Origin of the sequence: Clostridium collagenovorans DSM 3089, from assembly GCF_900130005.1 — a bacterium.
Lineage (GTDB): Bacteria > Bacillota > Clostridia > Clostridiales > Clostridiaceae > Clostridium_D > Clostridium_D collagenovorans.
Genome location: NZ_FQXP01000013.1, coordinates 1 through 15,895 on the forward strand (window position 1 = coordinate 1; position 15,895 = coordinate 15,895).

Consider the following 15,895-nt stretch of genomic DNA (forward strand, 5'->3'; position numbering starts at 1 on the left):
AATGGCAGCGAGGACATTTTATGTTTGTTTTGTTCATTGCTCTTCTCTCCTTCGGGGGAATATTTTGTCTTAGGAAAACTTAGTATACTTCTAATGTGAGAGAAGTGCAATGTTCATATAACTTAACAGAACGTTTAGTAATAAAGGGGGATAAATATGAATATAGCAATTCTAATAGGTGTTGATTCTTATAATATACCCGGAAATAATTTACCCGGATGTATAAATGATATTAATCTAATGAGTGAATTAGTAAAAAATTTAAATAAGTTTGATGATATATTAATATTAAATGAAAATTCAAATACAAGAACAACCAAAAATAAAATAATTGAATTTTTTAAAAAATATGATGATAATGAAAACTTAGTAGATGATTTCTTTTTCTACTTTACAGGTCATGGAAAATCCGACGAAAATGACTTTTACTATCTTTTAAGTGACTGTTCACTTGATAAGTTAAAACAAACATCTTTAGAAAATTCTGAGTTAGATACATGGATACGTAAATTAAATCCTAAAACAACCATTAAAGTTGTCGATGCATGTTATTCGGGTATGTCTTATTTAAAAGATATTAACCCTATGAAAGATATCTTAAATAAAACTACAAAACAAATTAATAACTGTTATTTTATGTATTCATCGCAATTTAATCAAACATCTGGGCAATCAGAAATTAGTTTCTTTACTGCAAGCTTTTTAAATTGTGTATTAAAATCTGATAATGGTAATTTGAGATACAAAGAAATAATAGATTATATTTCTGACGATTTTAAAAAAAATGAACGTCAAACACCTTATTTTGTTTCACAAGGTGATTATACAGAAATCTTTGGAAACATAAACGATGACTTAAAAGATAAAATCATGAGCGTATATAACTCATTTTCAAATAATAAACCAAAAGAAACAAAAGGAAATGAAACTAAGCTTATAGATTTAATAAAAAATGATTCTATGAAATATTGTTCTGAAGAAGAAATGTTAAACAACATACAAAATATACAAAATCTACTTAATCAATATTCAATACACTCTTCTGAACTTAAGAATTTATTTAATTATAAATGTGAATTTCTTGCAGAGTATTCAGACGAAATTGATTTAGTTCCAATCGGTAATTGGATAAAAAAGAATAATAACTATTTTGCTAAACCAACATACCGAAAAGAATCTTATAAAGATATTATACAAGTTAAGAAAAAAAATCCTTATGGTAACCTATTTGGCTCAGCTTTTGCTAACCAAATGTATGAAGATAAAGAAGTAACTAAATATAGGTATATAATAGATGGAATGGAGCTAACACAAGATGTTCCATATAATTGCATGAAAATTTCCTTTATTCCTAACCTCCAAAACTTAAAATATTATTCAACTTACATAATATATGCATTTTCTAAAACAGACATTGTCTTTTTTATTTATACATCATATTATAAAGATATAAACTGGAAAGAGCGTACATTTATCACCGATAATAGCTGGGACATTTTAACAATTAGTGCTAAAGACTTTAATACTATAAAAAACTTTATAAATAAAACAATTTCATCTATTGAAGATATGATACTTTCGGAATTAGAAACAAAATTTAATGCATCAACTTTAGACGAGTAAAAAGGAAGTCACTTTTATTTAAAGTGACTTCCTTTTAGTATTAACTATAATTTTCAATACTTCCTTAAGGTGTCTTTAATGTCCAACCTTCTATATTCCACACGTCTGTTACAATGTCTGCATAGAATTCTGGTTCGTGGCATACTAATAGTACTTTTCCTTTGAATTCTCTTATTGCTTTTTTTAATTCTTCTTTTGCTTCAACGTATAAGTGGTTTGTAGACTCATCTAGGACTAGCCAGTTTATGTCTTGTAACATTAACTTACAAAGTCTTACCTTTGCATTTTCTTCTCCACTTAGAACCATCATTTTGCTTTCAATATGTTCTGTAGTTAAACCACATTTAGCAAGGGCTGCTCTAACTTCTCCATTGCCTAAGCTTTGGTATTCATTCCATACTTCATATAGTGCAGTGTTTCTATTTTATTTCTTGAATTATTCTGTTTAAGACTGGTATTTATTTAATACTTTTTCAATAATGATGCTATCTAGATAGCATCAAAGGCAATGATGCACTCTGAATAGCATCATTTTTATATTACTCTAAATATAGATTAATACACAAAATAAAATTCTTAGTTTTAAGCTTCGCTAACACTGTTGTTATTTTAATTGCCTCTGTAGTCTTAGAACGTAAAAAGACTTTACTATTTTTATAACCAGTCTTTTATACTCTACCTTATTCCCTACTTTCTAAGGGACATATTCTTAATTAAGTGTTCAATCTCTCTTTTAATAATTCTAAAACACTTTCATCATCTTCACAATTAGTTCCAAGTTTGCCTCTAAAGGCTTTCGTTAGAATTGATTTTTTTATCAGTTCTACCTGTTCTTCTAATTGAGTAAGTTTTTCTATTTTATCTTCATCTTCAAATATCTTATTTAATATTTCCACAACTATTTTTTGCTTATCAAATTCTATATCTAGTATCTCATATTCCCCTAAAACTTTAGCTGATACCCTTGGCAAATTAATTCCTAATGAATTTTCGTTAGCATATCTAATTAACTCTAATGTTCCTAAAATATAATCTATATATCTAGCTTCAAATTTTTCATTAGCTCTCATAACCAGTATATCTGTGGAGCAAATCCCACTTCTATCAGCTACATCATGTTTATCAAGATAAGGTCTTAATCTACCATAAAGTATGTCTCCTTTATCAAATTTTGTTTTTGTGCTTTTCACATTCTCTGCCATACTATAACTAATAATCCCTATGGACTTGCCCATATTTTCTAATCCTATATATACATCTCCATCTACAGGTTCTTTTTTATCAGTTATAAATCTTATGCATTTTTTTAATTTTATTTTTTTATTACCAAATTTATTAATTATTTTATAAACAACTGCAGATTTTCTCTTTTCAAAATCTTCTCTAGCTTCTTCTATTAATTCATTAGCCTTATCTAGCTTTTCAAAAAGACTTTCTATTTTATTAACAATTCTTTGTTGCTCTTTTAATGGTGGAACAGGACATTTATACTCCTTAATTATCATTTGTGATATATTGGGCTGTGCTCCACCTTTTCCAAGTTCAATGAAATTCTCCTTCTGAGATAATAGATAATAAAACATAAATTTATTATCTATCACTCCTTCATTACACTCTATAGCTGCACATGCTTGATTAGTAGTTGCATCTATTCCTAATATAGCAACTTTACCTATAGTTGCCCCATACATAGCTATCAAAACAGAATCCTTTTTAAATATTTTAGCACTTGAATTATTTATTGCATCCTCTGTTATATTTTCCTCAGCATCATAAATATAGCCATTATTCAATTCACCTGTTTTTATCCATGGTATTTTTCCTTCATAATATTCAGGATGTATTCTAGAAGGTGTTCCTCCCGAGCCCCATTTTCCTAAATACCCCAATTTAATCATAAGCCAATTTTTAGGTATTTCATAAGAGATATCATTAACAACAGCTTCTTCCAATGTAATTTTCTTTTTAGCCATTATTATTCCTCACTTTCAAGAGCTCTTAATTCCTTAATTACGCTCATAAGCAAGTCTGTTGCTTCTTCTAATTTTGCTACTGCTTCTTCTGCACTTTCTATTGGATCTGGTAAGTCTTCATAATCTAGTATTGAATCATCTTTTATAAGTCCTAAATCTAAATTATCATTCTTTTCTTTAATTTGCTCTCTAGTAAACTTATTCCATCTTTCATCTTCAACCCTTTCTCTATCTTCAGCATTATAAGCTTTAACAAATTCATCAAAGTGAGCTTCTTTTAATACATTTCCTTTATTAAATTTTTTCATATTAGTCCTTAAATCATAGAACCATACATCTTTAGTATTTCCTTTATCTTCAGTACCTCTAGTAAAGAATAATACATTAGTCTTTACTCCTTGAGCATAGAAAATACCTATTGGAAGCCTTAGTATTGTATGAAGATTGCACTTATCCATTAAATCTTCTCTTATCTTAGTTCCATCACCTTCTTGGAATAAAACATTATCAGGTAATACTACTGCTGCTCTTGCTTTTCCATCTGCTTTTAAACTTCTATAGATATGTTGCAAAAAATTTAATTGCTTATTTGAAGTCATATATGTTAAATCATCTCTAGTAGCTCTTTCCCCACCTTTCTTAGTTCCAAATGGAGGGTTTGAAAGTACTACATCCAAATCTTTCATTTGCTTTCCTACATTAGTTAATGTATCTCCTAAGATAATATTTCCTTCAATATCATGTAGCATTGCATTCATAAGTGCTAATCTATGAGTTTCATGAACTAATTCGCACCCTGAAAATGCTTTCTTAGTTTGAAAATCTGCCAAGTCTGTATCTAAAGAAAAATAATTGTCATATTTTTCTTTTAAATAATGGTCTGCTGCAATCATAAATCCAAATGTTCCTGCTGCAGGGTCATTACACTTTTCACCTGGCTTTGGATCAACAAGTTTAACCATAACATCAATTAAAACTCTAGGAGTAAAGTATTGACCTGCTCCCGATTTCTTTTCTGATGCATTCTTTTCTAAAAGTCCTTCATAAAGATTACCTAATCCCTCTTCCTTTGCAGAGTACCAGTCTAATCCATCTATTGTTGTTATTATCTTTTCTAAGTTCTTTGGTTCTTCTATATTAGTAGCTGAACCTTGATATATTTGTTGTACTATTCCTGTTGTTTCTTCCCCTAAATGATTTAATAAACTCTTATAGAAAGTTTTAAGTTCTATTCCACTTTTTGATTTTAAATCATCCCACTTATATCCTTCTGGCAACTTACTTTCTGCTCCAGTTTCTTTTGCCATCTTTAAGAATAGAATATAAGTTAATTCAGTAACATATTGATGATATGTTATACCATCATCCCTTAGTACATTACAAAGATTCCAAAGTTTACTTACTATTTCTTGTGTATTCATTATTAGCTAATCTCCTTGCTTGCAAACATATATGTTTTTAATTTCGTAATTATTTCTCCTAGATTTCCATTAAACAGTTTTTCATTAAGTCTGTCAAATCCACCACCTTGAGCTTTAAATGCTCCTGTATCTAATGTTTCTTTATCTATAACTGCTTCTTTTAGCATAACCTTTTCTATTCTATTAATCCAATTTTCCTGATGCTTAGTTAAATAATATTCTCTCTTAATTCTTGCAACAGCTCTTTTAACTCTTTCCTCATTAGATTCTAAAGAACTACCTAATGCTTGTTGTCTAATAAATGCAATTATATCTGCAACTATTTCTTCATGTTTTAAGTCTTTCCATGCTGTCTTCAGATACTCTTCATTAAATCCATTACTATCTAATATTACTCTTAATTGTTTTAGACTTTCCTTGGTTAAATCCTGTGGTCTAGTACAAACAATTTCTAAAGCTTGAATTGTATTTTTATTTTCTTCAATGTAATTTTTAAATTCTTGAATATAGTCTTCTGGTTTCTTACCTTTTCCATATCCCCTAGTATGTGATACTAGTTTATCTTGTGTCTCTGATATTATTATTACCTCATCACTACTATACTTCTCATCAAGATATTCTATTAATGCATTATTACTGATAATTTGCTTAACTGCACTATCTGTATCTGTAGATTTTAATTCTTTTATAAATTCCTCAGGAGTTTTATCATTACATAAACTCTTAAATATTAATTTTTCATTTTCATCTATTAACTTCTTCTTTCTTTGAAGTTTTGCAATAACCTTTTTAACTGTAGCTTCTTTTTCCTCTTCACTATCAGCTCTTTCTAAAGTTTCCTTTAATATTTTAAAGCTAGCTCCTTTACTTGCAGCAACTGGATTCATATTAGTCACATCTTGCAGAGCTTCATAAAGTCTTACACAGTCAAATATCTCAAAGTGATTTTTATTTATTTCATCACAAAGACGAGTTGCCCTTCCTAACATTTGTTCATAAAGTATTCTTGATTTTACTCTTCTTAAGAATACTATTTTATCAATTTTAGGAACATCTATACCTGTAGATAACAAGTCTACTGTAACAACTACATTAGGATATCTTTCATTTTTGAATCTCTTAATTGCTAAATCTGGATCTTTAATTGATCCTGTAATTTTAAGAATAGAATCATCATCAACTCCACCTATAGTTTCTCTAAATATTTCTTTTAATAATCTAACTATCATATCAGCATGAGCATCACTAGCTGCAAATATTAAAGTTTTTCCTTCATCATTTTCTGGATCAATATACCTTGCTACTTCTTCTAATACTACTCTTGTATGTGATTCTATAATTACCTTTTTATTAAACTCATCCACTTCAAAATCAATATCATCTTCAAGCTCAGCACCATTAATAAGTTCCCCTGTAAACTTATTATATTTTGCCACCTTATCACCTTTATTATAATGAACTCCATCTCTTGTAAGCTCAGTTTCTATTAAATGTGGTGGTTCATGGTCTACAAGATATCCATCAATAACAGCATCTCTATAGCTATAATTATAAACAGGCTCACCAAATATCATCGTTGTATGAAGTGCAGGCGTTGCTGTTAATGCAACTTTAAATGCATCAAAGTATTCTATTACCTTCTTATATTTACTTAAGAAATCTCTATTATCTCTCCACTCAACTTCATTATCAGTCATTTCTTTGTCTAAGGTATAACCCCTATGAGCTTCATCTACTATTATGCAATCATAGTCTCCAACTGATGGCACATTAGTTTCTTCTTCGTTATACATTATTCTCTTAACCATAGCTTGTACTGTTGCTATATGAATTTTAGTTTCTTTATCTATTAATTTTTCATCTAACCCATTTATGTTATAAATTTGATTCAATGTTTTTAAATCTTCAATCTTAACTTCCTTGAATGTATCCAGCGCTTGAGTACCAAGAGAAGTTCTATCAACCAAGAAGAGGATTCTTCTATATCTCTTAGTTTTAATTAATCTATAAATCAAACCTAATACAGTTCTTGTCTTTCCAGTCCCAGTTGCCATAGTTATTAATGCTGACTTCTTTCCTTCAATGATAGCTTTTTCTACAGCTTTTATGGCATCAACTTGATAATATCTAAGTCCAATACTATTTTCGCTTTGTAAAAATTCAAAGTTCATATCATCTAGTGACTTATTAGCATTTTCAATATCTTCATTAATCATAGCTTCAAGTTTTTCAGGTGAATACCATCCCTGAAGTACCTTTTCATTATTCTTAGGATTTCTACAATCTAAGAAATGTACACCACTTTTATCTTCTATTTCTTTTATGTACTTTCTACCATTAGAAGTAAATAAAAATGGTACCTTATATCCATTCCACTCAGAAACAACATAATCACTATGTTCTTCCTTAACTCCTTTAGCATAAGTCTTAGTTTCAACCATAGTACCGGCTACATCTTTTGAATACTTTTTAGCTTCAATAAATCCAACAAGTTTTTCTCCAATAAATAAAGCATAATCTACTAATCCATTCTTTTTTTCTTTAGAAGCTGTTGGCCATTCTGCTATAGCTAAATTTCTTCCTTTAGCTGGTCTTGTCCCTTTTGAATATCTAAGATTAGTAGTATCAGCTTCCCATCCTGCTGATTGAAGCTGTGCATCTATTATTCTCCTAGTTTCAACTTCACTTAATTCAATGTGTCTACTAGCTTTTTTACCTTGAATCTTACGCTCTTCTAATTGTTTTTTGTCTTTTTCTTCTGCTCTTAATCTATCAAGTTCAGCTTCTAACGCTTTTACCTTTTCATCATATTCTTTTGCTATATCATTAACATTTTCACCATATTCATTATCTATTGGCATTTCAAAAGGCTTTGGTTCAAAGCTCCAATCACCATATGTTTGCATAAACCAAACAGCTAATTTATATGTTAACTCCAACTGAATCTTTGCTTTTTCTATATCTTCATACCCACTATGAGCTGCACTATTCCTTTTAACTCTTAACATATGAAGAATACTATCAATATCTTCTGGAATTAAATCTTCCTTTTTAAGTAGCTTAATTCTATTATTATGATTGTTCTCATGAGCTATTAGCGTTTCATCAACTTCTTCCATTGATACCATATACTTAACTAATATCTCTCCAAACATACCACACTTAATAAATGTAGTATTGGAATCTATATAAAGGTTTCTTTCTGCTAATCGCCCTAAATTTTCGAGTATCGGCCATCTTTCCTTTAAAAAAGTAAAGTTACTCATATTTATCCTCCCCATATTTATCCCTTAAATATTCTTAAACCATTCCTCATTAATAATTACTTTTTCAACAACTTCAACTTCTACTCCTAACCCTAATTTTTTTAAATGTTTTGCTAGTTCATTACCATCAATTAAATCAATAGGAGTAGCCCCATCCCTAGTAGCTTCTTTTACTGCATCTCTTGAAAACACACCGGTAGTAATTATAAGTCCTTTATCAGCTCTTCCCATCATAGCACCTCTAAAGTCTCTTATAATAGACGAGCCTACAGTTCCATCATATCTTTTAGCTTGAAATGCGACTCTGAAAGATAATACTTCCCCTAATTTTAATATTCCCATACCATCAATTCCACCATCATGACTTTTACCTGTAACTACTACATTATTAAATCCAAGTTCTCTTAGTATCCTCTGACATAACTTTTCAAATTTTTCAGGAGTAATCCCTTTTATTACTTCTAGTAGTCTAGTTTGCCAATTTAAATCATCTACATCTGAGTTACTATCATAAAAAGTATTGTTATTCTTACTTTTTATATTATTCTCATCTTGTTCTTCTTCATCTGATTTAATTTTTGCTTTCTTTTTTACATAATCCTTATTAACTGATTCCATCTTATTTCCTTTATCAGTCAATGACCACACAGCTCTTGCACTTCTTATTATGTATCCAGCATTTTTCAAATAATTCCTAGCCCATGCAGTCCTATAATCTAACTTTGTAGTACTATTTCTATGAATATCATCAATTTCTTCTTCACTTAAATTTAAGATTTCAATTAACTTTTCTCTAATCTCTAAATTAGTAGCAGAACCCCCTAATTGCTTAATTGCTTTAAAACAAGGTTCTATCAATTCATCATACTTATATTTAAACATCAATTTAACCTCTTATATTAATTATTTTTCTACTACTATTTTAACATCTAAACAAAATAAAGGAATAGATCTTCTCTATTCCTTTATTTTTATCTTACCTTTTTGTTTATCTACTCAATTATTTTGAAGATTTTCTTATTACATCTCCATACCACTCATTAAATGGTTGTAAAAACTGTTCTATTTCTAACCATCCTTGTTCTTTCAAATCGAATTCATGAATATACTTACTTGTTACTCCTGGGTCAAATATTCCCCCATCAATTCCATTGTCTTTAATAATCAACAATGGTAAATCCAACATATATGCCATAGCAGCTTCTATCTGATTCCATGGGGTTGCTATATTGTAACATTCAAGAGTCATCTCTTTTTTAGTTTCAGGTTTTTTTATACCTCTTTCAACTTTTATTTGAGTAAACCCTAAAATAATAGCTCCCGTACATTGTTCCATAATTTCTTTTATTGCTTTCATAGGAGTTTCATTCGTGAAATCTGTAACTCCAATTGTTCTTAATTTTATTTCTCTACATTTAAGTATTTCGCTTATCTTATTTACAGTTTCTGTTTCCTCCTCGCTTAAATCCGTAGGCCTACTCAAAAATATATTATACTCTCCGCTCAACTTTCTAAATCCCCCTATTCTATGAATATGTAACATATTTAATTTTATCATATGCATTATGTTATTTTTAATTTCCAATTTTCATAGCTTTATGACAACCCATTAATAAAAAATTAATCAAGATACTATATCCAACCTAATTTCATAAACCTATAAATACCATATTAAATTTAAGTAAACACATACTACTTCTACATCCTCTTATTAATGTATATCAATAAATCATTTATCATATTATTTTAATTTCGCCGCTCACTGCTTCAACTTTAATTACTTTATTAAAACTTATTGGAGTATCAAACTTATCCATTTTATTCATATTAATATATCTATTATTAACTTCTAACACTGGAACACTGCACTTGACTTTTCTATTGTTATTCTCAATTTCAAATTCACCTAATAATATTATTTTAGCCTCACTTATTGAAAATTTTAATATTCCAAGTTTATCACTTTCTTTATTTCGTATTGTAGTCTCCTGAATTATTGACATAGAGAATAGCATTAAATCATTTATAATAGTATCATCTAATTTGCTTATACTATTGTTTTGCAGAATTCTATTTATTCCATTTCTAAATTCCTTAAATGTAAATACTTCTTTTATTACTAAAGTAGTGTTTATCTGCCCTAAATTATCTAACACATTTTTAGTTTTTTCTAAATAATCCTTTACTCCACCCTTTTCTTTATCTCTATGAGCTATAAAATCTCCTAATTCAGTTATTGATCTTATTCCTTTTGCATGTCGTCTTAACATAATTAAAAAACTTACCACATCAGATTCTGAATAATTTCTATCTATAAACTTTTTACATAAATCTTTTATTATTTGCTTTTCTTTATCATCCATTAAATTCGCCCCTAACTATATATAAATTATATCAAAAAGAGTTAGCTTTTACACTAACTCTTTCAAAATTTCACTAAACAAGTTTAGTTGTCCAACCTTCTATATTCCACACATCTGTTACAACGTCTGCGTAGAATTCTGGTTCGTGGCATACTAATAGTACTGTTCCTTTGAATTCTTTTATTGCTTTTTTTAATTCTTCTTTTGCTTCAACGTCTAAGTGGTTTGTAGGCTCATCTAGTACCAGCCAGTTTATGTCTTTTAACATTAACTTACAAAGTCGTACCTTTGCATTTTCTCCTCCACTTAGAACCATCATTTTGCTTTCAATATGTTCTGTAGTTAAACCACATTTAGCAAGTGCTGCTCTAACTTCTCCATTACCTAAGCTTTGGTATTCATTCCATACTTCATCTAATGCAGTGTTTCTATTTTCTTTGCTGCTTTCTTGCTCGAAGTATCCTAGTTCTAGGTAATCTCCTAATTTAACTTCTCCTGAGAAAGGTCTTATTTGCCCTATTAAAGTTTTTAATAGAGTTGTTTTTCCTAAACCGTTAACCCCTCTAATAGCAACTTTTTGTCCTCTTTCTAAGGATATATTAACTGGCTTAGTTAAGGCATTTTCGTATCCTAAAACTAAATCCCTTGTTTCAAATACATATCTAGTTGGAACTCTAGCTTCTTTAAATTTAAAGGTAGGTTTAATTCTCTCTTTTGGTTTTTCTAAGATTTCCATTTTCTCTAATTGCTTTTCTCTTGACTTAGCTCTACCCTTAGTTGAGAATCTTGCCTTATTTCTTGCTATGAAATCCTCTAGTTTTTCAACTTCTTTTTGTTGTTTTTCATAGGCTTGTAATTCTTGTTTACGCTTTACTTCCTTCATATCTAAGAAATGCTCATAAGTTCCTTTGTATCTTGTAATTTCTCCATTTTCAACGTGGTAAATTACGTTTACAACTGAGTTCATAAAGCTCTCATCATGAGAAACTAAGATAAATGCATTTTCATATTCTTGAAGGTATCTCTTTAACCATTCAATATGTTCTACATCTAAATAGTTTGTAGGCTCATCTAGTATTAATATCATAGGATTTTCAAGTAATAATTTAGTTAATAATACCTTGGTACGTTGACCACCTGATAATTCATCAACCTTTTTATCTAATCCTATTTCTCCTAATCCTAAACCATTAGCTACTTCATTTATTTTTGCATCTATTGTATAGAATCCACTAGTTTCTAAAATACTTTGGATGTCTCCAACGTCTTCCATAAGCTTTGCTAATTCTTCTTCATTAACATCACCCATTTTTTCATATATACCAATCATCTCAGCTTCTAAATCAAACATTCCTTTGAAAGCACCTCTTAGTACTTCCATAATTGTTTTACCATTTTCAAGTTCACTATGTTGATCTAAATATCCATATGTAATTCTATTGCACCATTGAACTTTTCCTTCATCAGGCATAAGTTTCCCTGTAATTATATTAATAAATGTACTTTTACCTTCTCCGTTAGCACCAACAAATCCAACGTGCTCACCCTTTAATAATGTAAAAGAAACATCTTCTAAAATACTTCTACCGCCAAAACCATGACTCACATTTTCTACTGAAAGTATACTCATCACACATCTCCCTTTAATTAAAAATAAACTTATACAAAGCAATTATTAATATATCATATATCAATTTATCATTACAATAAATTTCGCTTTCTTTACTATAATAAGTATTAGAATTTTGCATATTCGTAAAATATAGCTGAAATTTATATACTTCTACAACTCAATATAAAATCCTTGTATTAAATAGCAACAATTCAATTTATGTATTAGATAAAGATGTTGAATTTGAATAATAAAAAACAAAGGAAGCCATAGCATTAATAAACTTACATATAACATACTGCATTTATAATTTAATTCTAAATACAGTTTATTATTATATTTATTCTTAATGCTACAGCTCCAATTTATAAATCATATTTAATATTGATGAACTTACCTTATAAATTCATTTGATAATTCAAATCATATTTCAATTGCTAAACTTACATTTAAATTAGTTTATTTCTGAGTCAATTTACTAATTTATCTCTTAATAACCTTATTTAAATTGAATTAATTAACCCCTTCTAATTCTACAATTGAAGTTATTTTCTTAACTACAGCTGGAATTCCAACAGCAGTACTATTAGGTGGAATACTTTTTAGAACTACAGAGTTAGCTCCTATTTTAGAACCCTTTCCAATAACTATAGCACCAAGTACTTTTGCTCCACATCCAATAATTACATCATCTTCAACTGTAGGATGTCTTTTACCTGTTTCTTTTCCTGTACCCCCTAGAGTAACACCATGAAACAAAGTCACATTATCTCCTATTTCAGCAGTTTCTCCTATTACGACACCCATACCATGATCTATAAAGAAACCTCTTCCTATGGTAGCACCTGGATGTATTTCTATTCCTGTAAAGAATCTACCTAACTGAGATATTAATCTTGCTAAAAATAATAGTTTTATTTTGTAAAGACCATGTGCAAGTCTATAAAACAACATTGCATGCACAGAAGGATATAATAAAACCTGTATTCTATTTCTTGCAGCAGGATCTCTTTCCTTAATACTATCTAAATCATATAGAAAGTTTCTAAACATAACTCTTACCCCCTGTATTTTAAAATCCCTTATCTTTTGTTTTAAAAAACATTCATTGATAAATATTTTTCTCCACCATCTGGTGCTACTGTTACTACAACCTTATCTTTGCCGTATTTCTCTAAGGCTTTCATAGCGCCAGCTACATTACCACCTGAGGATATACCTAAGAATAATCCCTCATCACTTACTAATTTTCTAGTATATTCAAAGGCTTCTTCATTAGAAATTGTATATACCTCGTCCACATATTCCTTTTCAAATATTTCTGGTATGAATCCAGCACCTATACCCTGTATTTTATGTGGTCCTGGTTTTCCTCCTGAAATCACTGCTGAATCCTCTGGTTCAAGTGCAATAACTTTGATATTAGGATTTATTTCTTTTAGTCTTTTTCCAATACCAATTAAAGTACCACCAGTTCCAACTCCAGCTACAAAAATATCTATATTAGGAACATCCTTTATTATCTCTTCTGCTGTTGTATAATAATGTTTCTTAGGATTTGCTTTATTAGCAAATTGAAGAGGCATAAAATACTTTTCATCTGAATTTAATATTTCAGTTGCTTTATCTATAGCACCCTTCATCCCCTTAGCTCCATCTGTTAATATAAGCTCAGCTCCAAATACTGCTATTGCATCTCTTCTTTCTTTGCTCATAGTGTCAGGCATAACAATTATAACTTTGTATCCCTTTAATTTTCCTATCATAGCTAAGGCTATACCTGTATTTCCGCTTGTTGGTTCTACTATTACGCTGCCTTCTTTAAGCAAACCTTGTTTTTCTGCTTCTTCTATCATACCAAGTGCTGCTCTATCCTTTATACTTCCACCTGGATTAAACTTTTCAACCTTTAAGAATAAACCTTCAGCTCCAAAACTATTTAATTTAACCATTGGAGTATTTCCTATAACTTCTAAAATATTTTGATACAACATAACTTTTTCCTCCTCGTCTCTTTTTTAAATTATTTTCACTAAATTCATGAATATGCCCAAATTATAGTTTAATAATTCAAAATAGGTGACTTTAGGAAAATAAAAAAATCTCGCCTCTATACCTAGAGACGAGATTATATATGTTAACCTTCGTTCCACTCTAATTGAAATATTAAAGTAACTACTTTAAAGCACTTCATGCCCGAGCAATATAACGGTTGCAACCGACACAGCCTACTAAAAACTTCGGTGTGTAACTCCAAAGGGCACTTCCTATATACTTCCAATAGAAATTATCTCAGCTACCAATTTCCTCTCTGTAAGTTCCATATACAGTACTTTCCTTCTTCAACGTCTTTATTAAAATATTTTGTGTTGATTTATGTTATATAATATTACATATCTTTTTAATTGTCCACTATTTTTATTATAGAAAATATCTATAGATAATCATTCTTCTATAGATAAATCTTTATGCTATTTTCTTAATTCCCATAAGAAACTACCATCTTTTTTGATATAACCAATCTTAGTACCACGCTGAACTTTTGCTATTCCATTAACAAAATCATAGGCTTCATCAAACTGTGGTGCTATTACCATATTCCCTTCAAGATCTATGTAACCCCATTGATCTTCAAGACATACAGCTAACATACCTTCGCTTATTATATCTACGTCTTCGTATTTAGGTTCTATTATTACTTTTCCAGTTTTATCTATGTAACCATACTTTTCATCTTCTTCAATAACAGCATAGCCATTGTAAAATGGATCACAAGAAGTAAATTGAGGTTCTATTACCATATCACAATTTTTATCAATATATCCTGCCTTACCCCTAGCTTCAACTGCAGCAAGTCCCTCTGTAAAATCCTTAGCAACAGAAAACTTAGGTTTTATTAAAAACTGTCCATTTTCATCTATGTACCCATATTTATTTCCAAAGGCTGCAGCTGCATACCCTTCTGAAAAACTATAAGCATAATCAAGAATAGGCTCTATAACAACCTCTCCTGATTTATTAATATATCCAAGCTTTCCACCTATTTGAACTAAAGCTTTACCTTCACTAAAATCATAAGCATCTAGATATACTGGTTCTATAACTTCATTTCCACTTTTATCAATATATCCCCAGTTATAATTTAATTGTACTAAAGCTAAATCCTCAGAGAAATCCTTAACATCTCTGTATTTTGCTTGCACTAAAACCTTTCCTTCATTATCTAAGAATCCCTTTTTACCATCTTCTCTAAAGATTCTAAAGCCTTCTACCTCTTCACCAATGTAATGATACTTAGGTTCTATAACAAAATTCTTATTTTCATCAATAATACCGAACTTACCTTCTACAGCTACAACTGCTAAGCCATTAACAAAATCCTCTGCCTCTGAAAACTCAGGCTCTATAACCACAGTACCTTCTTCATTTATGTAACCGAACTTACCCTTTTGTTTTATAACTAATAATCTATTCTCCATAATTTATGTTGTAAAAACTATAAAATCTATATGTTTTAAACAACTTCCTCCCTTCTTTATGTAACTCAAATTCTCTTATAACAATATTTTCTTGTAAAATTTAATATATTAACTATACCATAAAAAACTATATTTTTATAAATATATATATTTCAATA

11 protein-coding genes, 1 pseudogene and 1 other annotated feature are annotated in these 15,895 nt (G+C 29.5%); of the genes and pseudogenes, 1 reads left to right on the plus strand and 11 read right to left on the minus strand.

From position 1 onward, the window contains the following. Positions 1–156 precede the first annotated feature (156 nt). Entirely contained in the window at positions 157–1,623 is a 1,467-nt protein-coding gene (locus BUA48_RS13645; RefSeq protein WP_072832623.1) for a caspase family protein, read from the plus strand. Between the two features lie 64 nt (positions 1,624–1,687). Here the strand turns inward: BUA48_RS13645 and BUA48_RS13650 are convergent. The 11 genes and pseudogenes from BUA48_RS13650 to BUA48_RS13700 all read right to left on the minus strand — a co-directional run. Continuing rightward, positions 1,688–2,047: pseudogene (locus BUA48_RS13650) on the minus strand (ABC transporter ATP-binding protein); the annotation flags it as partial. A gap of 289 nt (positions 2,048–2,336) precedes the next feature. Beyond that, positions 2,337–3,596, minus strand: a complete 1,260-nt coding sequence (locus BUA48_RS13655) for a restriction endonuclease subunit S (RefSeq protein ID WP_072832624.1) — start codon at positions 3,594–3,596, stop codon at positions 2,337–2,339. A gap of 2 nt (positions 3,597–3,598) precedes the next feature. Next, positions 3,599–5,017 carry a class I SAM-dependent DNA methyltransferase gene (locus BUA48_RS13660; RefSeq protein WP_072832625.1) on the minus strand — a complete coding sequence of 473 codons (1,419 nt, stop codon included), beginning with the start codon at positions 5,015–5,017 and terminating at the stop codon, positions 3,599–3,601. A gap of 2 nt (positions 5,018–5,019) precedes the next feature. Further along, positions 5,020–8,283 (minus strand): type I restriction-modification system endonuclease, encoded by a 3,264-nt coding sequence (gene hsdR / locus BUA48_RS13665; RefSeq protein ID WP_072832626.1) that lies wholly within the window; start codon positions 8,281–8,283, stop codon positions 5,020–5,022. Between the two features lie 24 nt (positions 8,284–8,307). Then, positions 8,308–9,165 (minus strand): restriction endonuclease, encoded by an 858-nt coding sequence (locus tag BUA48_RS13670; RefSeq protein WP_072832627.1) that lies wholly within the window; start codon positions 9,163–9,165, stop codon positions 8,308–8,310. 118 nt (positions 9,166–9,283) lie between these two features. Beyond that, positions 9,284–9,790 carry a hypothetical protein gene (locus BUA48_RS13675; protein WP_072832628.1) on the minus strand — a complete coding sequence of 169 codons (507 nt, stop codon included), beginning with the start codon at positions 9,788–9,790 and terminating at the stop codon, positions 9,284–9,286. 229 nt (positions 9,791–10,019) lie between these two features. Next, complete coding sequence (locus tag BUA48_RS13680; protein ID WP_072832629.1) at positions 10,020–10,646, minus strand: hypothetical protein; 627 nt, start codon at positions 10,644–10,646, stop codon at positions 10,020–10,022. 73 nt (positions 10,647–10,719) lie between these two features. Then, on the minus strand, positions 10,720–12,276 hold the full coding sequence (locus BUA48_RS13685; RefSeq protein ID WP_072832630.1) for an ABC-F family ATP-binding cassette domain-containing protein: 1,557 nt from the start codon (positions 12,274–12,276) through the stop codon (positions 10,720–10,722). A 495-nt stretch (positions 12,277–12,771) separates the two neighbouring features. After that, a complete protein-coding gene (gene epsC, locus BUA48_RS13690) occupies positions 12,772–13,311 on the minus strand; it encodes a serine O-acetyltransferase EpsC (RefSeq protein WP_072832631.1) in 540 nt (179 codons plus the stop codon). A gap of 41 nt (positions 13,312–13,352) precedes the next feature. Continuing rightward, complete coding sequence (gene cysK / locus BUA48_RS13695; protein ID WP_072832632.1) at positions 13,353–14,252, minus strand: cysteine synthase A; 900 nt, start codon at positions 14,250–14,252, stop codon at positions 13,353–13,355. 121 nt (positions 14,253–14,373) lie between these two features. Next, positions 14,374–14,613: a binding site (T-box leader), on the minus strand. A 116-nt stretch (positions 14,614–14,729) separates the two neighbouring features. After that, positions 14,730–15,737 carry a WG repeat-containing protein gene (locus BUA48_RS13700; protein WP_072832633.1) on the minus strand — a complete coding sequence of 336 codons (1,008 nt, stop codon included), beginning with the start codon at positions 15,735–15,737 and terminating at the stop codon, positions 14,730–14,732. Between the last annotated feature and the right edge of the window lie 158 nt (positions 15,738–15,895).